The sequence below is a fragment of the Micrococcaceae bacterium Sec5.1 genome, from assembly GCA_039636795.1.
Classification (GTDB): Bacteria; Actinomycetota; Actinomycetes; order Actinomycetales; family Micrococcaceae; genus Arthrobacter.
Map to the genome: position 1 here is coordinate 1,602,980 of CP143430.1, position 26,543 is coordinate 1,629,522.

24 protein-coding genes are annotated in these 26,543 nt (G+C 62.1%); 22 read left to right on the plus strand and 2 right to left on the minus strand.

Features of this window, described 5'->3' with window-relative positions; translation table 11 throughout:
- Positions 1–58 precede the first annotated feature (58 nt).
- The 8 genes from gatC (at position 59) to arr (ending at position 6,524) form a co-directional block, all read left to right on the plus strand.
- A complete protein-coding gene (gatC, locus tag VUN82_07395) occupies positions 59–355 on the plus strand; it encodes an Asp-tRNA(Asn)/Glu-tRNA(Gln) amidotransferase subunit GatC (protein ID XAS73650.1) in 297 nt (98 codons plus the stop codon).
- Positions 356–360: 5 nt separating this feature from the next.
- On the plus strand, positions 361–1,929 hold the full coding sequence (gatA, locus tag VUN82_07400) for an Asp-tRNA(Asn)/Glu-tRNA(Gln) amidotransferase subunit GatA (GenBank protein ID XAS73651.1): 1,569 nt from the start codon (positions 361–363) through the stop codon (positions 1,927–1,929).
- Positions 1,929–3,437 carry an Asp-tRNA(Asn)/Glu-tRNA(Gln) amidotransferase subunit GatB gene (gatB, locus tag VUN82_07405; GenBank protein ID XAS73652.1) on the plus strand — a complete coding sequence of 503 codons (1,509 nt, stop codon included), beginning with the start codon at positions 1,929–1,931 and terminating at the stop codon, positions 3,435–3,437. The genes gatA and gatB overlap by 1 nt, the downstream gene beginning before the upstream one ends.
- Positions 3,438–3,544: 107 nt before the next feature.
- The gene (locus VUN82_07410; protein XAS73653.1) at positions 3,545–4,105 is read left to right on the plus strand and encodes a DUF5666 domain-containing protein; all 561 of its coding nucleotides are present in this window, start codon (positions 3,545–3,547) and stop codon (positions 4,103–4,105) included.
- A 117-nt stretch (positions 4,106–4,222) separates the two neighbouring features.
- Entirely contained in the window at positions 4,223–4,555 is a 333-nt protein-coding gene (locus tag VUN82_07415) for a helix-turn-helix transcriptional regulator (protein XAS73654.1), read from the plus strand.
- Positions 4,555–5,385: an ImmA/IrrE family metallo-endopeptidase gene (locus VUN82_07420; GenBank protein XAS73655.1), complete on the plus strand. Its 831-nt coding sequence runs from the start codon at positions 4,555–4,557 to the stop codon at positions 5,383–5,385. The genes VUN82_07415 and VUN82_07420 overlap by 1 nt, the downstream gene beginning before the upstream one ends.
- A gap of 3 nt (positions 5,386–5,388) precedes the next feature.
- Complete coding sequence (locus tag VUN82_07425) at positions 5,389–6,078, plus strand: hypothetical protein (protein ID XAS73656.1); 690 nt, start codon at positions 5,389–5,391, stop codon at positions 6,076–6,078.
- Between the two features lie 35 nt (positions 6,079–6,113).
- Positions 6,114–6,524 (plus strand): NAD(+)--rifampin ADP-ribosyltransferase, encoded by a 411-nt coding sequence (arr, locus tag VUN82_07430; GenBank protein ID XAS73657.1) that lies wholly within the window; start codon positions 6,114–6,116, stop codon positions 6,522–6,524.
- A 25-nt stretch (positions 6,525–6,549) separates the two neighbouring features.
- On the opposite strand, the gene VUN82_07435 is transcribed toward arr, so the two are convergent.
- A complete protein-coding gene (locus tag VUN82_07435) occupies positions 6,550–7,563 on the minus strand; it encodes a formylglycine-generating enzyme family protein (GenBank protein XAS73658.1) in 1,014 nt (337 codons plus the stop codon).
- Positions 7,564–7,775: 212 nt separating this feature from the next.
- Here VUN82_07435 and VUN82_07440 point away from each other — a divergent pair, with 212 nt between their 5' ends.
- The 5 genes from VUN82_07440 (at position 7,776) to VUN82_07460 (ending at position 13,806) form a co-directional block, all read left to right on the plus strand.
- Entirely contained in the window at positions 7,776–8,801 is a 1,026-nt protein-coding gene (locus VUN82_07440) for an ABC transporter permease subunit (GenBank protein ID XAS73659.1), read from the plus strand.
- A gap of 43 nt (positions 8,802–8,844) precedes the next feature.
- Positions 8,845–9,768, plus strand: coding sequence for a carbohydrate ABC transporter permease (locus VUN82_07445; GenBank protein ID XAS73660.1), 924 nt, complete (start codon positions 8,845–8,847; stop codon positions 9,766–9,768).
- Between the two features lie 68 nt (positions 9,769–9,836).
- On the plus strand, positions 9,837–11,498 hold the full coding sequence (locus VUN82_07450; GenBank protein ID XAS73661.1) for a sugar ABC transporter substrate-binding protein: 1,662 nt from the start codon (positions 9,837–9,839) through the stop codon (positions 11,496–11,498).
- A gap of 42 nt (positions 11,499–11,540) precedes the next feature.
- Positions 11,541–12,593 (plus strand): LacI family DNA-binding transcriptional regulator, encoded by a 1,053-nt coding sequence (locus VUN82_07455; protein XAS73662.1) that lies wholly within the window; start codon positions 11,541–11,543, stop codon positions 12,591–12,593.
- Positions 12,594–12,621: 28 nt separating this feature from the next.
- Positions 12,622–13,806 (plus strand): Gfo/Idh/MocA family oxidoreductase, encoded by a 1,185-nt coding sequence (locus tag VUN82_07460; GenBank protein ID XAS73663.1) that lies wholly within the window; start codon positions 12,622–12,624, stop codon positions 13,804–13,806.
- On the opposite strand, the gene VUN82_07465 is transcribed toward VUN82_07460, so the two are convergent.
- On the minus strand, positions 13,807–14,733 hold the full coding sequence (locus VUN82_07465) for a LysR family transcriptional regulator (GenBank protein XAS73664.1): 927 nt from the start codon (positions 14,731–14,733) through the stop codon (positions 13,807–13,809).
- 107 nt (positions 14,734–14,840) lie between these two features.
- Here VUN82_07465 and tdh point away from each other — a divergent pair, with 107 nt between their 5' ends.
- The 9 genes from tdh to VUN82_07510 all read left to right on the plus strand — a co-directional run bounded on the left by tdh (position 14,841) and on the right by VUN82_07510 (position 26,490).
- Entirely contained in the window at positions 14,841–15,887 is a 1,047-nt protein-coding gene (tdh, locus tag VUN82_07470; GenBank protein ID XAS73665.1) for an L-threonine 3-dehydrogenase, read from the plus strand.
- A gap of 47 nt (positions 15,888–15,934) precedes the next feature.
- The gene (locus VUN82_07475) at positions 15,935–17,128 is read left to right on the plus strand and encodes a glycine C-acetyltransferase (GenBank protein ID XAS73666.1); all 1,194 of its coding nucleotides are present in this window, start codon (positions 15,935–15,937) and stop codon (positions 17,126–17,128) included.
- 208 nt (positions 17,129–17,336) lie between these two features.
- On the plus strand, positions 17,337–18,434 hold the full coding sequence (locus tag VUN82_07480) for an FAD-dependent oxidoreductase (GenBank protein ID XAS73667.1): 1,098 nt from the start codon (positions 17,337–17,339) through the stop codon (positions 18,432–18,434).
- 11 nt (positions 18,435–18,445) lie between these two features.
- The gene (gene hutI, locus VUN82_07485) at positions 18,446–19,684 is read left to right on the plus strand and encodes an imidazolonepropionase (GenBank protein XAS73668.1); all 1,239 of its coding nucleotides are present in this window, start codon (positions 18,446–18,448) and stop codon (positions 19,682–19,684) included.
- 33 nt (positions 19,685–19,717) lie between these two features.
- A complete protein-coding gene (locus VUN82_07490) occupies positions 19,718–21,247 on the plus strand; it encodes a DUF4118 domain-containing protein (GenBank protein XAS73669.1) in 1,530 nt (509 codons plus the stop codon).
- Entirely contained in the window at positions 21,244–21,927 is a 684-nt protein-coding gene (locus tag VUN82_07495) for a response regulator (protein XAS73670.1), read from the plus strand. The genes VUN82_07490 and VUN82_07495 overlap by 4 nt, the downstream gene beginning before the upstream one ends.
- Before the next feature lie 122 nt (positions 21,928–22,049).
- Entirely contained in the window at positions 22,050–24,026 is a 1,977-nt protein-coding gene (locus VUN82_07500; protein XAS73671.1) for an amino acid transporter, read from the plus strand.
- 18 nt (positions 24,027–24,044) lie between these two features.
- Complete coding sequence (locus VUN82_07505) at positions 24,045–24,422, plus strand: hypothetical protein (protein ID XAS73672.1); 378 nt, start codon at positions 24,045–24,047, stop codon at positions 24,420–24,422.
- Between the two features lie 82 nt (positions 24,423–24,504).
- Positions 24,505–26,490, plus strand: coding sequence for an amino acid transporter (locus VUN82_07510; protein ID XAS73673.1), 1,986 nt, complete (start codon positions 24,505–24,507; stop codon positions 26,488–26,490).
- The last annotated feature ends 53 nt before the right edge of the window (positions 26,491–26,543 follow it).

The window sequence follows — 26,543 nt, forward strand, 5'->3', positions numbered from 1 at the left end:
TCCCGCACAGCCAAGTAGACTGGTTCGGAAAACCATTTGAACTTTGCAGGGGAGATCCATGGCTGCGATCAACCGTGACGACGTCGCGCATCTTGCGCGTCTGGCTCACATTGAAATGAGTGCCGAAGAGCTGGACAGGATGGCGGTTGAGCTTGCCGTCATCGTGGATTCGGTGAAGTCCGTCAGCGAAGCCGCCGGGGAGGATGTCCCGGCCACGTCCCACCCGATTCCGTTGACCAACGTGTTCCGTGAGGACATCGTGGGCCACACGTTTACGGCTGAGCAGGCATTGTCCGGCGCTCCGGATGCTTACGAGAACCGTTTCAAGGTCCCGGCAATCCTGGATGAGGACTAATTACCATGACTGAGCTGAAGAACGAACTCATTCGCCACTCCGCTGCCGATCTTGCTGCGAAGCTTGCTGCCCGCGAGGTCTCCGCTGTTGAAGTGACGCAGGCGCACCTTGACCGTATTGCTGACGTGGACGGCCAGATCAACGCGTTCCTGCACGTTAATACTGAGGAAGCCCTGGCTGTTGCGGCCGAGGTTGACGCTGCGCGTGCCGCTGGTGGCGCCGCTGCCGGGGAACTTCATGCCCTGGCCGGTGTGCCGATCGCAGTGAAGGACTTGATCGTGACGATTGGCCAGCCGACGACGGCTGGCTCGAAGATCCTTGAGGGCTGGCACAGCCCCTATGACGCCACCGTGGTGAAGAAGCTGCGCGCGGCCAAGATGCCCATTTTGGGCAAGACCAACCTTGACGAGTTCGCCATGGGTTCCTCCACGGAGCATTCGGCGTACGGACCCACCCGCAACCCCTGGGACCTGGACCGCATTCCTGGTGGTTCAGGCGGTGGCTCGGCAGCCGCCGTCGCTGCTTTTGAAGCGCCACTGGCGCTGGGTACGGACACCGGTGGATCGATCCGCCAGCCCGGTGCTGTCACCGGAACCGTCGGCGTCAAGCCCACGTATGGTGCAGTTTCCCGCTACGGCGCGATTGCCATGGCATCCTCCCTGGACCAGATTGGCCCGGTGTCCCGCACGGTGCTGGACGCGGCTCTGTTGCAGGAAGTCATCGGCGGTCATGATCCGTTCGATTCCACGTCCCTGACCGATCCGTTCGACAACCTGGCCGCTGCTGCTCGCGTGGGCAATGTTGCTGGCATGAAGATCGGCATCATCAAGGAGCTGCACGGCGAGGGCTACCAGGCCGGCGTCGAGAACCGCTTCAACGAGTCCCTTCAGCTGCTGAAGGATGCAGGCGCGGAAATTGTTGAGGTTTCCTGCCCCAACCTGAAGTACGCCCTGGGCGCTTACTACCTGATCATGCCGTCCGAGGCGTCCAGCAACCTGGCCAAGTTCGACGGCGTTCGGTATGGCTTGCGCGCCCTGCCCAAGGACGCCCCGATGACCATCGAGCGTGTCATGGGTGCAACCCGTGCCGCTGGCTTTGGTGATGAGGTCAAGCGCCGCATCATCCTGGGCACCTACGCCCTGAGCGCTGGCTATTACGACGCCTACTACGGTTCGGCGCAGAAGGTCCGCACGCTCATTCAGCGCGACTTCGACGCCGCGTTCTCGAAGGCGGATGTCCTCATTTCGCCTACGGCTCCCACCACAGCGTTCAAACTGGGGGAGAAAGCGAACGATCCCCTGGCAATGTACCTGAACGACGTCGCCACCATTCCCGCCAATATGGCTGGTATCCCGGGCTTGTCGCTGCCCGGTGGCCTGGCTGACGAGGACGGCTTGCCCGTTGGCGTGCAACTCCTGGCCCCTGCCCGCCAGGATGCCCGCCTGTACCGCGTCGGTGCTGTGCTGGAGGCCATCCTGGAAGAAAAGTGGGGCGGCCCGCTTCTTGCCCAGGCTCCTGAATTGAAGACACCCGCTCTCGGTGCCGCATCCAACTCCGCGGGAGGTTCAAACTAATGTCCGTCGACGCAACCCTGAGCTTCGAAGAGGCCATGGAGAAGTACGATCCTGTTCTGGGTTTCGAGGTCCACGTGGAGCTCAACACCAAGACCAAGATGTTCTCCTCCGCACCGAACGTCTTCGGCGACGAGCCGAACACCAACGTCAACGAGGTGGATCTCGGCATGCCCGGCGTCCTCCCGGTGCTGAACAAGACGGCTGTGGAGTCCTCCATCAAGATCGGCCTTGCCTTGAACTGCAAGATCGCCGAGTACTGCCGTTTCGCCCGGAAGAACTACTTCTACCCGGACACCCCGAAGAACTTCCAGACCTCGCAGTATGACGAGCCCATCGCCTACGACGGTTACCTCGACATCGAGCTTGAGGACGGCACGATCTTCCGCGTTGAGATCGAGCGTGCCCACATGGAAGAGGACGCCGGAAAGCTCACCCACATGGGTGGTTCGGCGGGCCGCATCCAAGGCGCCGACTACTCGCTGGTGGACTACAACCGTTCGGGTGTTCCGTTGGTGGAAATCGTCACCAAGCCGATCCAGGGTGCCGGAAGCCGCGCCCCGGAGCTGGCCAAGGCCTACGTTGCCGCGGTCCGCGAAATCGTGAAGAACCTTGGTGTTTCGGACGCCAAGATGGAACGCGGCAACGTCCGCTGCGACGCCAACGTTTCCCTGCGCCCGCACGGCCAGGAACGCTTCGGCATCCGCTCGGAGACGAAGAACGTTAACTCCCTGCGCGCGGTCGAGCACGCCGTTCGTTACGAGATCCAGCGCCACGCTGCAGTCCTGGACTCCGGCCAGCCGGTGATCCAGGAGACGCGCCACTGGCACGAGGACACGCGTTCGACGACGTCGGGCCGCGCCAAGTCCGACGCCGACGATTACCGCTACTTCCCGGAGCCGGACCTGGTTCCCGTCGTCGCCTCCCGTGAGTGGGTGGAGGAGCTTCGCGCCACCCTTCCGGAGCCGCCGGCCGAACGCCGCAAGCGGCTCAAGGAAGCCTGGGGCTACTCGGATCTGGAGTTCCGCGATGTGGTCAACGCCGGCGTTATGGACTCCATCGAGGAGACCATCGCAGCCGGTGCCAGCGCAGATGTTGCCCGGAAGTGGTGGATGGGTGAGATTGTTGGCCGCGCCAAGGTTGCCGACGTCGATCCTTCCGCTCTCGGTGTCACACCGCAGGTCATCGTCGAGCTGAACAAGCTGGTCGAGGACGGCAAGATCAACAACAAGATGGCTACAAACGTCCTGGACGGCGTTCTTGCCGGCGAAGGTACACCGGCCGAGATCGTTGAAAAGCGCGGCCTCGCGGTGGTTTCCGACGACGGTCCGCTGCTGGAAGCCATCGACGCCGCCCTCGCGGCACAGCCTGACGTCGCGGAGAAGATCCGTGGCGGCAAGGTCCAGGCCATCGGCGCGATTGTGGGCGGTGTCATGAAGGCAACGCGTGGCCAGGCTGATGCTGGCCGCGTTCGCGAACTCATCCTGGAAAAGCTCGGCGTCGAAGGCTAAATTCGGCGGCGAATTGCCCGAGTAGCTCGCAGTTGTGGTTGTTTTGAAAGCTCAGAACAACCGCAACTGCGAGCTACTTTTTTCTGTAAGGGGCGCAGAATGGATGCATGGCCACCATTACACCGGGCCTTCGTAAGGCCCTTATCGCCAGCGGCGTTGCCGTCGCCCTGACCGGCGGCGGGGCTGCCGCAGTGTGGGCAGGCACCCAGCCCAGCCCATCGCCGTCGAGCGCTACTGCCTCACCAAGTCCCTCGGCATCTGACGGCGCCAAGCGCGCTGAGGGGCGGGCCCAGGGGATCCATGGCGAGCACGTTGTGAAAGAGCAGGACGGCACCTTCCGCACTGTGGTCACACAGACGGGCAAGATCGCGTCGGTGAGCGATTCTGAGATCACCGTCAAGAGCGAGGATGGCTTTACACAGAGCTACGCAATCGACTCCGGGACCCACATCTCACGCATACCTACGGACCTCTCACAACTGCGCAACGGCAAGGGGAAGCCCACGCTGCCTTCAGCTACCGCGGCGGATCTCAAGGCCGGAGACACGGTACGGATAGCAGGGACCAAGGACGGTAACACCGTGACGGCACAGCGCATTGTGGCCGGTGAGCTTCCGGCTGTCCTCAAGGGGCATGGTCCCAGGGGGCACGGACACAAGGAGCTTTGACCGCGGAGTGGGCACCGCCTTCAATGCCCACCTGGCGCGGACGCGATGTTGGTCCAGGCCAAAATCAGTTATGCTTGAATCAAGTTTTTAAATATTGATTCAAGGTCGGGGATTAGCGTGGGAGTAAATATCGGGGAGAGGATAGCTCGGCGGCGGGTTGAGGCGGACCTCAGTCAGCGCCATCTTGAAGGTCTCACCGGGATTTCTCAGAGCACGCTGCAGCGTATCGAGAGCGGTAATCGTGTTGCCCGCATGGACGAGATCATCTCCATTGCCTGGGCTCTAGGCTGCCCGGTGGAAGCGATTCTGGACGAGACGCCGGTCCGGGACCGGGTGCTGGTAGCAAGCCGTGCCAGCACATCCACTGCAGACGCTGCGGCTGTCAAGGCGCGGCTGACACAATTCCTGGAAATAGACGCCTACCTAGCCATGCACGGCATCGGCGCGTGATGGCGGAAAAAGAATCCATTCCTGCAAGCGTCGGCCACAGCGAGCGGCCGGCATATCTCGCGGCCAGGAAGATCCGTGACCAGCATGGGTTGGGCAGCGGGCCAATCGCTGATCTCCACGGGCTGATCGGCCTTGTCTCACCCGGAGCGGACGTTGCAATCCTGGACATGCCCGAGGGGATGGACGGCATGGTGGCGACGGACCCTGTGCGCGCAAAGACGGTCATTGGAGTGGCCACCACTTCTGTTCCCGAACGCCAGCGATCATCACTCGGACACGAACTCGGTCACATCATTTTTGCAGACTACGAAACCGGCTTGCGGCATGACCCGTCTGAGCGGACGCCCCAAGAAATGCGGGCTGACACCTTCGCCAGACACCTACTGGCTCCTCTTCAGGGCGTTGTAGCATTCCTTGAAGACTTGCGTGCCGTTCAAGGCCAGTTAACCCTTCGTCACGTTTCCTCCGTCGTACACCACTTCCAAGTGTCGCCTGCCATTGCCCTGATCCAAATGCAGGCCTGTGGATGGATCACAACTGCGCAAAAGACGGATTGGTGGAGTGAAACTGCCAAAGGACTGGCGCTGCGATTCGGGTGGATCGGTGACTATAGGGCCATGGCTGCGGAAAGTCAGACACCCCGGCCACCGCAGCGGCTCATCGAAAACGCCACCGAGGCCTACATCCGGAATCTGATCTCCGTGCAGGGCCTTGCAGCACTTAGTGGGGTGGATCCCGAACGGCAGCTCCAGGAACTCGAAGAATCAGGGATCAGGCCTGAAACTATCGAAGTGGCATGGGCCGATCTGGACGCGTTCGGACCGGCCTGACCCATGCCCACACAGATAACGATCCTGGACGCAGGACCGTGCATCACTTTCTGCGCCGCTTCCAAGCAGGCCCTACTGGTCGCGGTCCTGCAACGTGGCTCAAACCAGCTCCACGTTCCGGATGTTGTGGATGATGAGGTCGGCAACCGCGGCTCAAACCGACGGGATTTCCCGCCCGGAACAGTAAGCAACTGGCGGTTACTGACCGAACATGAGCACGTGGGAATCCTTGACTCATCGGTATCTTCTGATGATGCTGGAGCCCTATCGGATGCCGTCAAGAAACTATCGGGAACACCGCTGGCGGAACGGCTTACGAACACTAAGGACCTAGGCGAAATCCTGGTCATCGCTCACGCCATGGTCCGCAAAGATCGGGGTGAGGAGGTGTACGTAGTCATTGACGAACATAGGGGGCAAAAGCTGGCCACCCAGTTCGGTATCAAGGTGATCGACACCGCATGGATACTGGGCAGCGCCGTTGCTCGGGGGCTGATCGCTGACCGTGGGGAGATGAGGAAGACCTACGATAACCTCCGGAAGTATGACGCAGGTCTGATCCACATTGAGCAGACCTATCTCCTCACAAAGGGGCTGTGGGCACGGAAGCCGGAGCCGGTGCCCTCAGGAGAGGCGGAAGCTGCAGCAGAGGCCGCACTGGACCAGTTAGCTGCCGCCAATGACAGAACGTAACCAGCTGGTCGGCGTTCTCCGATTAGGGTGTAACTGTGAATCAACCGTTGGACGAGGGTCCGTTCTTTCATGGCACAAAGGCCAACCTTCGGGAAGGTGATCTCCTGAGCGCGGGCTTCAGGTCGAATTACCGTCCCGAGGTGGTGATGAACCACATCTACTTCACCGCGCTCCGGGATGGCGCGGGACTGGCTGCCGAACTCGCGGCCGGTGACGGTGCCCCGCGTGTTTACGCGGTCGAGCCGACCGGGCCATTCGAGGACGACCCCAACGTGACCGACAAGAAATTCCCAGGCAACCCCACGCGGTCATACCGCAGCACAGCCCCGCTCAGGGTCATCGGCGAAGTCACCGATTGGACACGCCTGGAGCCCGAGGCGCTGCGAGCGTGGAAGGAACGCCTGGCGGCAATTCTTGCTGACGAGCGCGGCGAAATCATCAACTGACGAATGTCCTCAACGATCCGGAACCTTAGAGGGCTACGGTCCTGAATCCGAGGTTGGCGCTGGCCGAGTCAGGCGTGTTGGAACTCCGCGCGGCCAGCCGGTAACGGTTGCAGTAGGAGTCGTGGCAGAGGTATGAGCCTCCCCGCATGACCCTTCCGCGCCCAATCGTTGGGCCTTGCGGGTCTTCTACGGTGCCGGCGGTCAGGCACGTCTTGTAGTACTTGGGCAGGAACCAATCGCTGCACCACTCCCACACATTGCCGCTGGTCTGGTACAGCCCATACCCGTTGGGGGCGAATGACCTGGCTGGCGCTGTGGTGAGGTAGCCGTCCTCGACGTCGTTGCGTACCGGGAACTCGCCCTGCCAGATGTTGCAGTTGTGCCGGGCATTGCCTTCGGCGCTGTCATTGTGAAGTTCGTTGCCCCATGGATAGCGCTGCCCGGCCGCACCGCCGCGGGCTGCATACTCCCATTCCGCTTCGGTGGGCAGTCGTCGGCCCGCCCACGCGCAGTAGGCCAAGGCGTCGTTGAAGGACACGTGCGTCACTGGATGGTCCGGGATGTCCGTCCAGTGGGAGAGGGGCCCGGCCGGGTGGGCCCAGTCTGCGCCGCGGACGTTGAGCCACCAAGGGACGTTGTTGACCCTGTTCAGGATGTCGTGCGGCTCGGCCTTGACTGCCAGATGGAACACTGCCGAGGTCCCGAACTCTTCAGATTCCGTACGGTGCCCTGTGGCATCCACGAATGCCGCGAACTCCGTGTTGGTGACCGTGGTAGCGCTGATGGTGAATCCGGAAACGGACACTTCGTGGACTGGCGTCTCGCCGTCGCCGTCGTAGCCTTCGCCGAAAGGATCGCCCATGGCGAAGGTCCCGGACGGGATCTCGACGTCTCCATTACCCGCCGTCGCGGCATCCTTGCCGGAACGTACGACGCCGGCCGTCGGGTTCCGATGTTCGCCCACCGCACGCAGGGGGAGCGTCAGCCCCGGCTTCGAATGTTCCCGGGCGCCGGCGCCAGGGCTGCAGCAGTCTGCCATATTCAACCTTTCCTCTGCGGTTCTCCATCAATCTTAGTGGGATCGGCCACACCCCCAACAATGATCAAAGCTGATTTCTATCGTCAGTTTCAATCATGATCTTGCAAACGTGAAGGTGGTCGCTTATGGTTTGTTAAACGGTTAACGAGCGTGTTTTGAATCACACTCTCCCGGCACCATTGATGACTCTGGCCCAGCACTGAGGAGACAGTATGAACTCGACGACGCAACAAGCTCCGGCTTTGCCGGAAGCGCGCCGCGTTCGGGAGGCATTGCCCGGAAAATCCGGCATGGGGAGGCGCAAGGGCAACAGGGCGCCCCAACAAAGCTTCCGTTCAAGGCTGAGGCGGGATCAGCAGATGCTCCTGATGATGGTCCCGGGTGTTGCTTTCCTGCTGCTCTTCTTCTACATCCCGATCCTGGGCAACGTCATCGCGTTCCAGGACTACCAGCCCTACCTCGGCATCGGGGACAGCCTCTTTGTTGGCTGGCAGAACTTCGTGGACCTGTTCGGCAACCCCGACTTCATCCATGCATTCTGGAACACGCTCTACCTTGCGGCGTGGCAGCTGGTTTTCCTTTTCCCGGTGCCGCTGGTGCTGGCACTGATTGTGGACTCACTGATCAGCACACGGATCCGGAGGATTTTCCAGAGCATCGCCTATCTGCCGCACTTCTTGTCCTGGGTCCTGGTGATCGCATTCTTCCAGCAGATGTTGGGCGGTGCGGGCTTCGTCAACAACCTGCTTCGCGATATGGGTATGGATCCGATTCCGTTCATGACCAATCCGGAAACCTTCCCCGTCATGGTGGTCGTCCAGATGATCTGGAAGGACGCCGGCTGGGCCATGATCATCTTCCTCGCCGCCCTGGCAAGTATCGATGCCTCGCTGTATGAAGCAGCCGCTGCTGACGGTGCTGGGCGTTGGCGCAGGATGTGGCACATCACCTTGCCTGGGCTAAGGCCCGTGATCGTGCTCCTTCTGATCCTTCGCATCGGCGACATCCTTTCCGTTGGCTTCGAGCAGTTCATCCTGCAACGCGACGCCGTGGGTGCAGGGGCAGCGGAAGTGCTGGACACCTTTACCTACTACACCGGTGTGGTCGGTGGCGGCTGGAGTTCAGGTGCCGCGGCAGGCCTGGCGAAGGGTGTGGTCAGTGCCCTGCTGATCTACGGCGCCAACAAACTTGCCCACCGCTTGGGCGAAGACGGAATTTTTGCAAAGCAAGCACGCTGAGCCCACGCGGCTGCTGCAGAAGCTGCTGCACAAGGAGAACCCCATGGCAACGACACTTTTCACGAGGAACCCCCGGGAACTGAGCTACAACCCCAAACGACCCGTATGGAAGGAACGCCCTTTTCCTCTCTACCAGACGGTAAAAGCCGTCGTCCTCGTCCTTTTCAGCCTGTCCATCCTGACGCCGCTGCTCCTCGTGGTATCCACGTCCCTGGCGGACTCCAAACAACTCGTGCAGGCCGGTGGATTCGTGCTCTGGCCGGAGCGTCCCACGTTGGAGGCTTACGCCACGATCTTCAAAGGCCCCATGGTCCTGCAGTCCCTCGGGGTGAGCATGCTCATCACCGCCGTAGGCACCCTGCTTGCGTTGTTCGTGACCATCACCATGGCGTACGCCACCAGCCGATCAGTCCTTTTCGGCCGCCCCGTGGTGCTCGCGGTATTGTTCACGCTCTTGTTCGCGCCGGGCCTCATCCCGTCCTTCCTCATGATTCGTCAGCTCGGGCTGCTGGACTCGCTGTGGTCGCTGATCCTCCCGGGTATATTCGGCGCCTTCAACTTCGTGGTGATGCGCTCCTTCTTCATGAACATCCCGGGTGAACTGATCGAAAGCGCCCGGATCGATGGTGCCAACGATTGGCAGATCCTGTGGCGGATCGTCATGCCGCTGTCCAAGGCCGTCATCGCCGTCGTGGGTTTGTTTTATGCCGTTGGTTTCTGGAACTCGTTCTTCAACGCACTGCTCTACATCAATGACCACAGCAAATGGCCCATCCAGTTGCTGCTCCGGAACTTCGTAGTCCAGGGCAGCGGGGCGGCAGACCAGCTCGGAATCACCACCACACCTCCGCCGCAATCCATCCAGATGGCTGTAGTGGTGGTGGCGCTGGTTCCCATCCTGATGGTTTACCCGTTCCTCCAAAAGCACTTTGCCAAGGGCGTCATCACCGGCGCCGTGAAGGGCTAGTCGTTTACGCGGCATCCCTGACCACTAACAGCATCAACTACCAGTAAAGAACCAGAAAGGGTTACGCCATGACGAGCACTACCTCAGGACAGGCTGGATTCAGCCGTCGCGGCTTCCTTGGCCTCGCGGGCCTGGCCGTCACCGCCGTCGGCCTGTCTGCTTGCGGGGGTGGTGGAGCTGCGAGCAACGGAGGCGCAGCTGCCTCCGCTTCGGTCAAGCTGCCCACCTACAAGGAATTCACCGGAGTGAGTCCGGATCTTGCCGGTAACGCCAAAGGCCTGCAGGCCGGCTACTTCAAACTGCCCACCGCCGTGCAGTCCGTGAAGACTCCGCCGCTTAAGGGCAAGGTGACCGGCCTGACGGAAACCTTCGAGACCATGAGTCCCGGCCTGAAGGACAACCCCTTCTGGCAGCGCCTCAACGCCAAACTCGGCGGCGACCTGGAACTGCAGATCGCCGAGGACATCGGAGATGGTTATCCGGCCAAGTTCGCCACTGTCCTGGCCAGCAATGAACTGCCGGACCTGATGTGGGTGCCGCCGAACCAGGGAATTCCCAATGTTGGCCCCATGCTCGAGGCGAAGTTCCAGGACCTGACGCCCTACCTCTCCGGTGACGCAGTGCTCGAGTTCCCCAACCTGGGCGCGCTGAAGCCCGATTCCTGGAAGACCGCCGTCGTGAACGGCAAGATCTGGGGAGCACCCATCCCGAGCACCCCGTTCGGCCAGGTGTACCTGGGCAACCACGACGCATGGGCACAAGTAGGTGGTTTTGAGGCTTCGAGCGCGGACGAGTTCCTGGACAAGGCGAAGGAACTGACCCGTCCTGGCGATCAGAAATATGCTCTGGAGCCCGCGTATATCAATGCTCTGCACATGGTTACCGAGTGGTTTGGCGCCCCGAACAGCTGGGCCATCAACAAGGACCGTACGCTGACGCACTTATACGAAACTGATGAGTACATGGCCGGCGTGGAGTTCACCGCCAAGATGTTCGCAGCCGGCGTTTTCTACCCGGATTCCAAGGCCACGGACATTCGTTCCCGCGTTGCCAATGGCAGTGTTGCGGCACAGGTGGTGGTGGGTCCCCATGACCTCCGCAGCTACCGGGCGCTGAACAAGACCGCCAAGTTTGACATCCTCATTCCGTTCAGCGCCGACGGGAAGGTCAAGCCAACCTACGACATGGGCTACGGGACGGTGGGTTTCACGCCGTTCAAGAAGGCTGGGGAGGACAAGATCCGTGAGCTGCTGGCCCTCATCAACTACCTGTCGGCACCGTTTGGCACGGTGGAGTACATGCAGAAGAACTTCGGCGAGCTCGGCCAGGATTACACCCTGGATGGTTCGGGCAACCCGGTGCGTACGGAGACGGGAACCACGAATGCGCCTGGCTTGGTCTCGGCGTTGAACATCATGTCCAGCCCGGAGAACGTCATTTTCAATCCGGGATTCGACGACGACACCCGGTATGTCAGCGAGCAGGAAGAAAAATTGCTGGAGCTCGCATGGCGCAACCCCACCAATGGTTCCTACTCCGATACGAACGCCAAGGTGGGGGCGAAGATCACCAAACAGCTCCGCGACAAGGTGGTGGACATCATCACCGGACGGGCCAAGATCGATGAACTCAAGGACGCGGTCAAGCGCTGGAAGAGCGAAGGCGGTGACAAGATGCGCGACGAATTCCAGGCCGCGTTGGATCCCGAAGCTCCCGTGTTCAGGAGCTAGCCTCAAAAAACCAGAAGAAACACCAACAAGCAGGGGGAAATCATGGCAAAAGCGAGTAACACGGGCGTCCGGCCCACCATTCGCATGGTGGCCGAACTCGCGGGTGTTTCCACGGCCACGGTTTCCTATGTGTTGTCCGGTCGCCGGGGTGATGCGGGACCGGGAGTTTCGGACCCGACGGCGGAGAAGGTCAAGGCAGTTGCGGAGCGGCTTGGCTACCGCCCCAACCAGGCTGCCCGGGCTATCCGGACAGGGCAGACGAACACCGTCATCCTGTCATTGACCATGCTGTCCGATCCTTGGTCGTTATCCGTCATCGAGGCGGTGCAAAAGGCGGCAGCTCCCTTGGGGATCACGCCGATGATCCTTGGCGACGCCGACTGGGTGAAGGTCCTTGGCACTCATAACGCCGATGCCGTCTTCGTGGATGCAGTCCGGCCCGAACAACGGGGCGCACTTCGGAAACTCGCGGAGCATGGGACCACGCTCGTGGCTTTTGACGAAGAGCTTGAACCTGAGGGCTTTGACGTCATCAGGTCTATTGCAGGGCCAGGTTGCCGCATGGCCGTGGAGCACCTCCTCCACGGCCATCGGAGGATCGCTTGCGTCACCCCGGCCACGGCTGCCGGCGCCTCGGGCGGCACCCGCTACCGGGCCTACTCAGAGGCCCTGGTGGAAGCCGGCATCCCGGAAAACGAGGATTATGTGGGCCTCTTCGATGGCACGTCCGCCGGTGCGTATGCTGCCACAACGCGGCTGCTCAGCCTGCCGGAGCGGCCTAGTGCCATCTACGCCACCACGGACTTCGCCGCCGTCGCTGCCATCAATGCGGCTCAACGGCTCGGGCTCGCCGTTGGTGTTGACGTGGACATCATTGGCGTGGGCAACACTGTGGAGGGGGAGCGGATGTCGCCGTCGCTCAGCACGGTGGGCCCCGTGGATTTCTTCGGCAAAATGGCCCGGCTTCTCTTGCAGCGGGCGACGGCACCCGCTGGCCCGGAGGCCAAGGGCGAGCCGGCGGTCCTGGACTTCCCGTGGCACCTGTTCGTGCGCGAATCCGCACCCCACCGCAGCTCAGCAACCAGACTTTTTTAAACGAACCAGCAGAAGGAAATTGCACCTCATGGAAAAGGATTTGAAGGTCGGCATCGTGGGTTTCGGCCTGCGCTCCGGGCTGTGGAGACACGCCCATAAACCGGGTCACGGCTCTGAAGTCACCATCGTCTGTGACGTGAGCGAGAGGGGACGGGCGGACGCCGCGGCGAGCATCCCCTCGGCCCGCATCACCAGCGACCTCGAAGAAGTGCTCGCCAGCGACCTGGACGCTGTCCTGGTGTTGACCCCCGATAACCAGCATGCCGCCGTCGCGGTTCGTACGCTCAAGGCCGGCATTGCGACCTTCTGTGAGAAGCCCCTGGATATCACCGTGGAGGCAGCGGACCTGATTTTGAAGACGGCCTATGAGACCGGAACGCGCTTGTACGTTGGACACAATATGCGGCACATGCCGGTTGTAGTACAGATGCGCCAAATCATTCAGGAGGGCAAGATCGGCGAGGTCAAGGCCATCTGGTGCCGGCACTTTGTCGGCGATGGCGGGGACTACTACTTCAAGGACTGGCATGCCCAGCGCGCCAATGTCACCTCCCTGCTCCTCCAAAAAGGGGCGCACGACATCGACGTGATCCACTGGCTGGCCGGCGGGTACACCAAGCGGGTTGCCGCCGTCGGTGATCTCGCGGTCTATGGCGATGTCACCAACCGCAGCAACAACGCGGGCAAGCGCATGGGCGAATGGTACTCGGTGGACAATTGGCCGCCCACGGAGCAGAGAGGCCTGGCTGAGGTGATCGACGTCGAGGACATTTCCATGATGAACATGGTCCTGGACAACGGCGTTCTGGCTTCGTACCAGCAGTGCCACTTCACCCCCGATTACTGGCGCAACTACACCATCATTGGCACCAGGGGCAGAATCGAGAACTTCGGCGACGGCCCCGGGAACACCATCAACGTCTGGACCAGCCGGACCTCGGGCTATGCGGCGCCGGACGAGGTACACACAATCCAGGACGGTGACGGCGGCCATGGGGGCGCAGACCCGCGCCTTATCGAGGAGTTCCTTCGCTTCGCTTCCCGAGGCGGCCAAACGCAGACCAGTCCCGTAGCTGCACGGCAGGCAGTGGTGGCCGGCGTACTCGCCACCGAATCGCTGCGCGGCGACGGCTGCGCGCGGGAGGTCCCTGCACTGCCCGCCGGGCTTGTGGCCTACTTCGACGCCGGACAACCGGCCTTGGCCCGTGGCTAGCTAGCGGGGGCTGGATAGCTCGATAAGTTCGGTCATGACGGTTTGAAGTGACTCGCAAACCGTCATGACTGATTTCCGTTTCAGCGTTTCGGGCCTGGCCAGGATGTCGATCTTACGCACCGCGTTCACGCCGGATAGGGGCCGCAGCACAACGCCGGCATCCAGGACGCGCCGCGCCGTGAACCTTGGCAGGAGTCCGATCGCGCCGCCAGCCGCCACAAGTGCGGCAACAGTTGAGTAGTCGTTGATGCGGTGCAGCACTTCGGCGGGCCGTCCACTCACGGCAACGACGGCGGCGAGCACGTCCGCAGGGGAGTAGCCGTCGCGGCTGGTCACCCAGGTTTCATCCACGACGTCGGAGGGCTTGAGTTCGCGCCGGGATGCCAGCGGGTGGTTCGCGGGTAGGGCGACGTCCAAGGGTTCGTCCGCCAGTGGGATCACGGCCACTTTGTCTTCCGGCCACGGCGGGCTGTTATCCATCCTGTGTGCCAGCACGAGGTCGTAGCGGGCAACCAACCCCGGGAAATCTTCCTGGGCCACATCCTCATCCGAGAGTCGGAGCCTAGGCGACTTCCCGCCGTCGGACGCCAACAGCGCTGCCAACGGCGCAAACAGCGCCTGACCCGCACTGTGGAAGGCACTGACACTGACAGGCGCGTCCGGAGCGTCGTGATAGGCGCCGATCGCTGCCCGCGCATCCGCCATGGCGTTCACGACGGCGGCCCCGGCCTCGGCGAGGACCTGTCCAGCGTCGGTCAGCACCAGGGCGCGGCCTTCCTTGCGTGTCAGCGGAACGTCCACCGATTTCTGCAGGAGCGCGAGCTGTTGCGAAACGGCCGATGGGGTGACCATAAGAGTCTCGGCCACAGCTTTGACACTGCCCAGGTCGCCGAGTTCACGCAGCATCTGCAACTGATGGATTTCCATTAGCAAATCCTAAATCGTTGATTGAGAAGAATCTAGTTGTGCTAAATCGTCAGCGGCGCTCTAATGGAGTCAGCAGCAGCGAAGCAGCCCCAGCAGTGAGGAATCCCATGAAGGCTCTCTACAAATCCGGACCACATGCAGGGTTCGAACTCGTTGACCGTCCAGAGCCCGAAGCGGGACCCAGCGACGTCAAGATCCGGGTCATGACCACGGGCATCTGCGGTACCGACCTCCACATCCAGAGCTGGGATGCCTGGGCCCAAAGCATCATCGAAACGCCGCTCATTGCGGGCCACGAGTTCTACGGTGAAGTAGTGGAAGTGGGCGAGGACGTCCGAGACGTCAAAGTTGGAGACCGGGTGTCCGGTGAAGGCCACGTGGTTTGCGGAATCTGCCGCAACTGCCGTGCTGGACGCCGCCAGATGTGCATCCACACCGTCTCCGTTGGAGTGCAGCGCGATGGTGCGTTCGCCGAATTTGTGGTCATTCCGGAGACCAACGTGTGGGTCCACCACGACGAATCCGTCACGCCGGAGCTCGGTGCCATCTTCGATCCCTTCGGCAACGCTGTCCACACAGCCCTGAGCTTCCCCTTGGTGGGCGAAGACGTCCTCATTACCGGCGCAGGACCCATCGGGCTGATGGCCATTGCCGTCGCCCGCCATGCTGGCGCCCGCAAGATCGCCATCACTGACGTATCTGCTCCCCGACTGGAACTGGCCCGCCAAATGGGCGTTGACCTCGCCGTCGACGTTTCCAAAATGCGCGTCCGCGACGCACAGCGGGAGCTGGGTATGCGCGAAGGATTCGATATCGGCTTGGAAATGTCCGGACACCCCACGGCACTGCCTGAGATGATCGACAACATGAACCACGGCGGGCGGATCGCCATGCTGGGCCTTCCCAGCCAGTCCATCGACATCGACTGGGGCAAAGTGGTCACCCACATGCTCACGCTTAAGGGCATCTATGGCCGCGAAATGTTCGAGACGTGGTACGCGATGAGCGCCATGCTTTCTTCCAACCCTGTGCTGCACCGGAACATCTCCGCAGTGGTCACCGACAAGCTGTCGGCGACCGACTGGGAGAAGGGCTTCGACATCGCCCGCGCCGGAACCGGCGGCAAAGTAGTCCTCGACTGGACCGAACTCTAACCCCGCTGCCGCCACAGAACCTTTCCCGACGTATTCAGGAGCACCCCATGTACTCAGCCATCAAAGACCAACTCCAAGGCGAACTCGACGAGATCCGCAGCGCCGGCCTCTTCAAGACAGAACGCCACATCGATTCCCCGCAGGCCAGCCACATCGCCGCCGGCCAACTCGGCCAGCCAGCTAACACAGTGCTGAACTTCTGCGCCAACAACTACCTGGGCCTGGCCGACCACCCGGACATCATTGCCGCAGCCAAGGCCGCCATGGACGAACGCGGCTTCGGCATGGCCTCTGTGCGCTTCATTTGTGGCACCCAGGATCTTCACCTTGAACTCGAGGCCCGTGTCTCGGCCTTTTTGGGCACCGAAGATACGATTCTGTTCTCCAGCTGCTTCGACGCCAACGGGGGTGTCTTCGAATCCCTTTTCGGCCCCGAAGACGCCATCGTCTCGGACTCGCTCAACCACGCATCGATCATCGACGGCATCCGCCTGAGCAAGGCCAAGCGCTTCCGCTACGCCAACCAGGACATGGCTGACCTTGAGGCGAAGCTCGTTGAGGCCGAGGGTTCCCGCCGGAAGATCATCGTCACCGATGGTGTGTTCTCCATGGACGGCTACCTTGCCCCGCTCGAAGCCATCTGCGACCTCGCCGAGAAGCACGACGCCCTCGTGATGGTGGACGACTCCCACGCCGTCGGCTTCATGGGACCCACGGGTGCCGGTACTCCCGAGCACGCAGGTGTTTCCCGGCGCGTGGACATTTACACCGGTACGTTCGGCAAGGCCCTCGGCGGGGCATCCGGCGGCTACGTTTCAGGCCGCGGCGAAATCGTCGCGATGCTGCGCCAGAAGGCCCGTCCGTACCTGTTCTCCAACTCCCTGGCGCCGGCCATCGTGGCCGCCACCATCAAGGCGATCGAGCTGGTCCAGGAATCCGGCGAACTCCGCACCCGCCTGTTCGAAAACGCAGCCCTGTTCCGCCGCCGCATGAGCGAGGAAGGCTTCGAACTCCTCGAGGGGGAGCACGCCATCATCCCCGTGATGTTCGGTGACGCCGTGATTGCCGCAAAGGTTGCGGATGAGATGCTCGGTCACGGTGTCTTCGTGACCGCCTTCAGCTACCCAGTAGTGCCGAAGGGCGCGGCCCGCATCCGCGTCCAGCTTTCCGCCGCGCACAGCGCGGACGACGTCGAAGCTTGCGTTCAGGCGTTCGTGAAGAGTCGCGCAGCGGTCGCCTAAGCAACGCTCTCTCACATCCTGCCGCGTCAGGCCTGATCTTCTCTCACATCCTGCTGCTTTCCACCGGATGTTCCATCACTTTCTTGACGCAAGGGAGAGAACATCGGGGCGTTGGGGGTTGGACGTGAAGGAACATCCGGCCGTTGGGGGTTGGATGTGGGAGAGGATCGATCTGTGCACCCTTCATGCCGTCTGACAGGATGGAGCCATGGCTTCGAATTATGACGTGGTAATCGTTGGCGGCGGCATTGCGGGTCTTTCTTTGGCGTCCGCGCTCGCAGGCCGGTGCACGGTTGCGCTGGTGGAGGCTGAGCAATCGTTGGCCTTCCACACCTCCTCACGCTCAGCCCGCCAACTGATTCCGAGTTACGGGCCGCCCATAGTGCAGGAACTTACGGTCCGGACCCTGGAGCTGATGAGGGCGCGCGACGCCGATCTTCCCGAGCCCGTCCTTACCCCACGCAGGTTCATGCTGGTGGGCGATGAGGAAACAGTCCGGGCAGAAGCCAGCGGCAACATGCACACAATCACCCACGCTGAAGCCATGCAGCTCTGCCCGGTCCTGAAGCCGGACTCGTTCACGGCTGCGGGGTTGGACGATGGCTCGTTTGGTTGCAATGCGCCGGCCTTGTTGGAAGATCACCGGAAGAGGGCTCAGGCGGCGGGAGCCGACATCATCACCGGTGCGCGTGTCCACTCGGCCCAGCGGCTCGGAAGTGGCTGGCAGGTGGGTGCCGGAACGGAAGGTTTCCAGTCCGCCGTCGTGGTTAATGCCGCGGGTGCGTGGGCGGATGAGTTGGCCGTCATCAGCGGCGTGGAGAAGTTGGGACTGCAGCCTTATCGGCGGACCGCGGCGATTGTGAACGTCGAGCAATCGCTGACGCCGCAAACGCCCATGGTGGCTGCAGCCGATCACTCGTTCTACTTCCGCGCCGAGGGCAACCAGGTGCTCATCTCGCCGTCGGAAACCGTGCCCAGCGGGGCCGAAGACGCTAAACCTTATGCCGGTGATGTGGACAAACTCATCAGCAGGCTCAACTCACTGACAACCTTGGGCATCCGTTCAGTGGATCGTGCATGGACGGGGTTGCGGACAGAAGCTGCGGACGGAATCCCGGTGGTTGGCTTCGACGCCGAAGCGAAGGGCTTTTTCTGGCTGGCCGGGCAGGGCGGCTACGGATTCCAGACGTCCTCAGCCATCGCCGAGCTGGCGGCCGGCCTGATCCTGGGCGAGGTAAAAGAGGACAGTCCGGAATCCCGGACAGCCGAACAGCTTGCGGCCGTTCGCTGGTCCATCCGGCGCTGAACAATAGGGACATGAGCGGAATCAGCAGTCCAGGACAAAACAGCACTCTTATCACCAACATCGGCGAGCTGATGACCCAGGACCTGGAGCATCGTGTCCTCAAAGACGCCGCGATCGTGTTCGAAGGCGAGCGCATTGCCTGGATCGGGTCCAACAACGACGCTCCTGTGGCGGATACAAAGATCGACGCCGAAGGCCGCGCCGTCCTGCCTGGCTGGGTCGACTCGCACTCCCACCTCGTTTTCGCCGGTGATCGCACAGCCGAGTTTGAGGCCCGCATGGCCGGGCAGAGTTACAGTGCCGGCGGCATTGCTGTCACTACGGGGGCTACCCGCAGCGTGAGTGACGATGAACTGACGACTCTGGTGAGGGACCGTGTCACTGAAGCCGTCTCGCAGGGGACTACCTACCTTGAGAGCAAGACCGGCTACGGCCTGGACGTGGAGAACGAAGCCCGCAGTGCACGCATCGCCGCGGCTCTGGTGGACGAGGTCACCTACCTCGGCGCGCACCTGGTGCCGGCCGGGTCCGATCCGGAGGAGTACACGGACCTGGTCTGCGGTGAAATGCTCGACGCCGTCCTGCCGCATGTGCGCTGGGCGGACGTGTTCTGCGAGCGCGGTGCGTTCACGGAAGAGCAGTCCCGCAGGGTCCTTACGGCTGCCCGGGACGCGGGGTTGGGGCTGCGCGTGCATGGCAACCAGCTGGGCGAGGGGCCAGGCGTTGCGTTGGCCGTGGAGTTCGGGGCCGCCAGCGTGGACCACGTGAACTATCTTTCGCAGATGGACATTGACGCGCTGGCGGGAACCTGGAAGGGCTGGGACCCGGCTACGGGCAGTGGCGCCCGTGGAACCGTCGCAACGTGCTTACCCGCTTGTGACTTGTCCACGCGACAGCCGCTCGCACCGGGCCGGGAGCTGATCGATGCCGGCGTCCAGATCGCCCTGGCCGCCAACTGCAACCCCGGCACCTCCTACACGAGTTCCATCGCATTCTGTGTGACCACCGCGGTCCTGCAGATGCACCTCAGTGTCCACGAGGCCGTTCGGGCGGCGACGTACGGCGGCGCCCTTGCATTGGGCCGCGAGTCCGGGAACGACGTCGACGGCGAACGGGCGGTGGGTTCGCTCGCCGTCGGTCATCGCGCGGACCTTCACATGCTGAAGGCGCCCTCGGCCACGCACTTGGCGTACCGGCCGGGGATTCCGCTGACGCACTCGGTGTGGCGGGCGGGCGTCCGCGCCGTATAACAAAGACCCCTGCACAGCTGACAGACTGTGGACATGGCAAGGGGAATTCTTCGCATACGCTCAGGAGGGCTGGGCCGGGCCAGGACCACGGTGGGTTTTGTCCTGGCGGTACTCATCCCTGTTCTAGCCACGGCGGTGTTGTCCTTTGCCCCGGATCTGAACTTTGCCACCCATGTCTTGGTGCATTTGACCGGGGTGATGGCGGTGGCGTTCATCGGTGGTCTCTGGCCTGCGGTGCTGGCCGCGATTCTGGACTCGTTGCTGCTGAATTATTTCGAGACCGAACCGGTCGGGACTTTCAGAATCAGCGACCCGCAGATTCTGTTTGCCGTGCTCGTGTTCCTGGGTGCGGGGATTGCTGTGTCACTGGTGGTAGGGCTCTCGGCCAAGCGGGCCCAGGAGGCTATTCATGCCCGTGCCGAGGCGGCGACACTCTTGGATTTGGCCAGGAACGCCCTGGTGGAGGACGACACCATTGCGGCATTTCTGGATAAGGTTCGTGAGACCTTCCAGGTGGGCTCGGTGGGATTATTTACCCGAACCTCCGGCACCAGAGACTCCGGCACAGGAACCTCAGCCACAAGGGACGGCTGGGAACTCCAGGCGCACTCAGGTGAAGCGCCGCCACAGCCTCCGGGTTCGGCTGATTCAGGGGCCGGGGCCTATGAAATGGCAGATTCCGATACGGCCCTTGTGGTCTCTGGCAGGCCACTCACTGCCGGCGAGCGGCGGTTGCTGGCGGCCCACGCGACCCACCTGCTATTACTAAGGCAACGTTATGCACTCCAGCTCAGGCTGAAGACGACCACGAAACTGGCTGAGGGCAACAGCATCCGGACGTCCATTCTGAACGCTGTCAGCCATGACTTGCGGACACCATTGGCCGGAATCAAGCTGGCGGTGACCGCTTTGCAGCGCCAGAAGCGACGGCTTCCCGAAGAGATACAGGACGAGATGCTCCATACCATCGACTCCTACGCGGACCGCCTTGACTCCTTGGTGGACAATCTGTTGGACATGTCCCGGATCTCCAGCGGATCCACTGCCCCGCTCACGTCCTCGGTGACGTGGCGTGATGCCATCGAAGACGCGCTGCGGGGAGTGCCGGAAGGAGCTATCCGGATCGATCTCGCTCCGAACATTCCAGCCATTGATGCCGACCTGGGCATGCTGGAACGCGTCATTGCCAATATCGTCGAGAATGCCCTGAAATATGCCGCAGGCTCGGATATCGTCATCGTGGGACCCGCCGGTGGATCGGGGGTGGCCACGATTGAAGGACGCCCCTGCGGAGAACTGCGGATCGTGGACCATGGCCAGGGTGTGGCCGCCTCGGACGTGATCGCCATGTTTGAGCCGTTCCAGCGGCTGGACGACGCGCCGGCTGGCTTGGGCATCGGACTGGGACTGGCCGTCGCGAAGGGCTTTACCGAAGCGATGTGCGGCCAACTGGCTGCTGAACCGACGCCGGGAGGGGGACTGACGGTTGCCATCCGCCTTCCTCTTTCCACCGGCGACGGGAATGCGCATCACGCAGGCAGCGCGGAACGAGGTGAGGCATGAGGACCGTGCTCGTCGTAGACGATGAACCCCAACTGCTGCGCGCTTTGCAGGTAAATCTGCGCGCCGAGGGATACGAGGTGCTCACCGCAATGGACGGCACCACGGCCCTGCAGTACGCCGAGGGCAACCATCCGGAAATTATCGTTTTGGATCTTGGACTGCCGGACATCAACGGCGTTGACGTCATCACCAGGATCCGTCGTTCCAGCAGCACTCCAATCATTGTCCTGTCCGCCAGGCAAGGGTCCGTGGACAAAGTCCGTGCCCTCGACGCCGGTGCGGATGACTACGTCACGAAACCTTTTGGCCTGGACGAACTCCTGGCACGGTTGCGCGTCGCTGAACGCCGTCTCGGGACGTCCGACGGCGGCGATCAAGTCGTGATCGTCGACGTCGGGGACTTCGCAGTGGACCTTGAAAAGAAGAAAGTGACCCGCGACGGCGCATCAGTGCGGCTCACCCCGCGGGAATGGGCCATTCTGCAACTGCTGGTCTGTAACCCGGGACGGCTCATCACCCAGCAGCAGATGCTGGCCAGGATCTGGGGCCCGGGATACGACGGAGAAACGCATTACCTCCGGGTCTACATGGGACAGTTGCGCCGCAAACTTGAAGCCGACCCTGCCCGGCCCAGGCATCTGCTCACCGAAGCCGGGATGGGTTATCGCTTCGAGCCGTAACCGGCGGCGCGGAAGGGGTGTAAATGATTCGTAAATAGAAACCCCTTTCCCGGTTTGATGCTTTCCCTTGGTGTTAGCTTCGGCTGTGACCGCGGCGCATTGTGCCGCGCGGAAAGGAAATAATGACCACGTTGAGCAGGCCCCCTGCTGACCCTTCGGCGCCCAAGCCAGCCGGAAAAGCCGCGCTGAAAAACTGGCTGCTGTTCGGGCTCCAGGACAGCAAAGGCACCCATCAGGGCCCCGGCGGAATAACCGCGGCCAACGAGAAGAAGCATCCGTGGTGGCAGGTCATGTGCCTGACCGGCGTCGATTACTTCTCCACCCTGGGTTACCAGCCGGCAATCGCAGCACTGGCCGCCGGCGTGATCTCACCATTGGCGACCCTGGTGCTCATTGCCGTCACCTTGTTGGGCGCCCTGCCCGTCTACCGCCGCGTGGCCCGGGAAAGCCACCGTGGCGAAGGCTCAATCGCGATGCTTGAACGGCTCCTGCCACGCTGGGGCGGCAAGCTCTTCGTCCTCATCCTGCTCGGGTTCGCCGCAACCGACTTCATGATCACCATGACCCTCTCTGCCGCTGACGCAAGTGCACACCTGATTCAGAACCCTGTCGCCCCCGCTTGGTTGCAGGGCCAGAACATCCTCGTTACGCTCTTCCTCCTGGCGCTGCTGGCTGCCGTCTTCCTCCGCGGCTTCAAGGAAGCCATCGGAGTCGCTGTTGTCCTCGTCGTCCTTTACCTGGGCCTCAATGCCATAGTCGTGGTCGTGACCCTCACCCAGGTGTTCACGCACCCGGTCGCCATGGGCGGGTGGTGGAACGCGCTCTGGACCTCGCACGGGGACCCGATCATGGTCGTGGGAATCGCTCTGCTCGTCTTTCCCAAGCTTGCCCTCGGACTCTCAGGCTTCGAAACAGGCGTCGCCGTCATGCCCCAGGTCCGGGGAGACGAGGCTGACACCGAGGAAAACCCGGCGGGCCGCATCCGCGGAACGCGCAGAATGCTCACAACCGCAGCTGTCATCATGAGCGGATTCCTTTTCACCACCAGTTTCATCACCGTCGTCCTGATCCCGGAACAGGAATTCCAACCCGGCGGACAAGCCAACGGCCGCGCCCTGGCGTTCCTCGCCCACGAATATCTCGGCGTCGGATTCGGCAGCATCTACGACATCAGCACCATCGCCATCCTGTGGTTCGCCGGGGCCTCCGCCATGGCAGGACTGCTGAACCTCGTCCCGCGATACCTGCCCCGCTACGGAATGGCTCCGGGCTGGGCCAAGGCCGTCCGCCCACTGGTGCTTGTCTTCACTCTCGTCGGTTTCCTCATCACCTTCCTCTTTGAAGCCGACGTCGACGCCCAGGGCGGCGCGTACGCCACCGGCGTTCTGGTGCTGATGACCTCGGCAGCCGTTGCGGTCACGCTCTCTGCACGCCGACGCAGGCAGCGTAAACGCACCATCGGCTTCGGCATCATCTCCCTGGTCTTCACCTACACCACCATCGCCAATATCTTCGAACGCCCCGAAGGCATCAGGATCGCGGCAATCTTCATCCTGGGAATCATCGTGATTTCCCTGCTCTCCCGCATCCGACGCTCCTTCGAACTCCACGCCACCCGCGTCCACTTGGACCGCCAGGCCCTGGAATTCATGTCCGACACCCTCGAAGGACCCATCGCGATCATCGCCCACGAACCGCTCCGGCTCACCGCCGAAGCGTACCGGGACAAGCTCACCTCAGCGATCGAGGTCAGCCATCTGCCCCTGGAACAACAAGCCATCTTCCTCGAAGTGATCGTCGACGATTCCTCGGACTTCGAAACGGAACTGCAAGTACACGGTGTGATGCGGCACGGGTACCGGATCCTGGAGGTCCACGGTCCCGTCGTACCGAACACCATCGCGTCTGTCCTGCTCCACATCCGGGACGTCACGGGGCTCATGCCACACATCTACTTCCGATGGACGGAAGGAAATCCTTTCACCAACCTCCTGCGCTTCCTGTTCCTGGGCGAAGGTGAAATCGCTCCCGTCACCAGGGAAGTGCTTCGGGAGGCGGTGCCTGATGTCACCCAACGCCCGTGGGTCCACGTCGGCTGATAAAGGAGGTGTTCGCGGATGGGCGCGCATCAAGACGATACCGACGGCGGCGTAAGGTTCGCTGCGCTGCCGGACTCAGTGGAGGGTTACGGAGGCCGGGGTGTAGACGGCGCTGCATATTGCCCTCCGGGGGGCTACCTCTTCAAGGACAAAGCCGGAGATACCTGGTGGATTATTTTCCAGGTATCTCCTGACCCGGGTTCTCACGGACCCAAGGTCCGTGGAGATGTCCTGGGCTGCAGCGAAGCCTACGACGAGCTTGTTCACGTCCGGGTGCTGGCCTCCGACGTGCTCCGCGAAGATGCTGACTCTGCCTTCCGTCAGCAATCACCCTCCAGCTACGAAGAGGCGGCAAGGGTTGCCGCAAGCATCCCGCGAGGCGTAAAGGAACCGTAAAGGTTTCCCGATTTTCCTGTGCCAACATTTTCTCCGGTGCTACGCTCCCGGAGATCACGTTGGCAGACAGGAAGACGAGGCAGTGACAACATCGGCCCGGAAGGACATTCCGGACAGCATCCCAACTCCTGAACGCAAACAGCACTCAGGAAATCCGCTGGTGCGATGGTTGTTGGAACACCGCGTCCATCAGCCCGTCGGTCCTGAATCCGTTGAGGATCACGCCACGCAACAAAGCTGGTGGAAGGTCATGTGCCTGACGGGCGTCGACTACTTCTCAACGCTGTCCTACCTGCCCGGCATAGCAGCCTTGGCGGCGGGTGCCCTGTCCCCGCTGGCAACACTGTTAATCGTCGCCCTGACTTTGCTGGGCATGCTGCCGATGTACAGAAGGGTGGCAAAGGAAAGCCCCCACGGACAGGGATCCGTGGCCATGCTGGAGAACCTGCTGCCTTTCTGGCGCGGCAAAATTTTCGTACTCGTCCTTCTCGGCTTTGTCGCGACATCGTGGATTATCACCATCACCCTGTCCGCGGCCGACGCAACAGTTCACCTCCTCGAGAACCCTTTCCTTCCGCCTTTCCTTGAAGGCCAAGCAGTCCCAGTGACGGTGGTTCTCCTGCTGATCCTGGGCGGAGTGTTCCTGATGGGCTTCAGTGAGGCCGTCGCCGTGGCGATCCCGCTCGTGGCGGTGTTTTTGGGACTGAACGCCATCATCATCGGCGTTGGGATCGTGGACATCGCAGCCTCGCCGGCGCTCTTGTCCTCGTGGTCCGAAGCGCTGACTGCCGCGTCGGGAGGCGGCCTGGGCGGACTGATCCTGCCTGCCCTTATCGCCTTCCCCCTCCTCGTCCTGGGCCTTTCGGGATTCGAGACCGGCGTCAGCATGATGCCCCTGGTCTCAGCGAAGGGTAAGACTCCCGAGGAACGGCTGGCTGCCCGTATCAGGAACACCCGCAAACTCCTCACGACCGCTGCCGTGATCATGAGCGTCTATCTGATTGGCAGCAGTTTCGTCACGACCGTCCTGATACCGGCAGAAGCATTCCAGGAAGGCGGGGCAGCCAATGGCCGTGCCCTTGCCTACTTGGCACATCAAAGGCTCGGTGAAGGATTCGGATCTGTATACGACATCAGCAGTATCCTCATCCTCTGGTTCGCCGGGGCATCGGCAATGGCGGGGCTGGTCAATATCGTCCCGCGCTATCTTCCGTCCTACGGCATGGCGCCGGACTGGACCCGGGCGGTGCGTCCCGTCGTCCTCGTCTACACAGCCCTAAGCGTACTTATCACCATCGGCTTCAAAGCAGACGTGAACGCCCAGGCAGGGGCCTATGCCACGGGGATCCTCGCCATGATGGTCTCTGGATCGGCTGCCGTGACCATCTCCGCGCTCCGGCGAAAACAACGCCCCGCAGCAATCGGCTTTACAGTCCTGACGCTCATTTTGCTTTACGCCCTGATTGCGAACGTTATTGAGAAACCTGATGGACTCACCATCTCCGGCTTCTTCATCCTGGGCATCATCGTTGTGTCCCTCGTTTCCCGGGTTAGCCGGACGACCGAGTTGCGCGTGGACCGCATCGAATTCGACGAGAATGCGCGTCGTTTTATCGCAGATTCCCTCGACTACGACGGCCGGCTCAACCTCATCGCCAACCGCCCCGAGGCACGGGATGCTGCCGAATACGCGGCCAAGGAAACCGACCAGCGCGAAATGAACCCGGTCCCTGGCTCCGCCGACGTCATCTTCCTGGAAATCGATGTCAGTGACCCCTCCAGCTTCAGCGACACACTCACTGTTACCGGCGTCGAAGTTGCCGGTCACCGCATCCTGCGAGCCCAAAGCCCCGCCGCACCGAACGCGATTGCTGCGATCCTCCTGGCTCTGCGCAACGCCACTGGCGTCCGTCCCCACGCCTATTTCGAATGGTCCGAAGGCAATCCACTGGCACACCTGATGCGATACCTGCTGCTGGGCCGCGGCGACACTGCCCCCGTCGTCCGGGAAATCATCCGCGAAAACGAACCCGACCCGAACCTTCGCCCAGGCATCCATGTCGGCTAACCCGAAGCCGTCGGCTAACCCAAAGCTCCGCTCCCGCACGCCTGGACCACCCC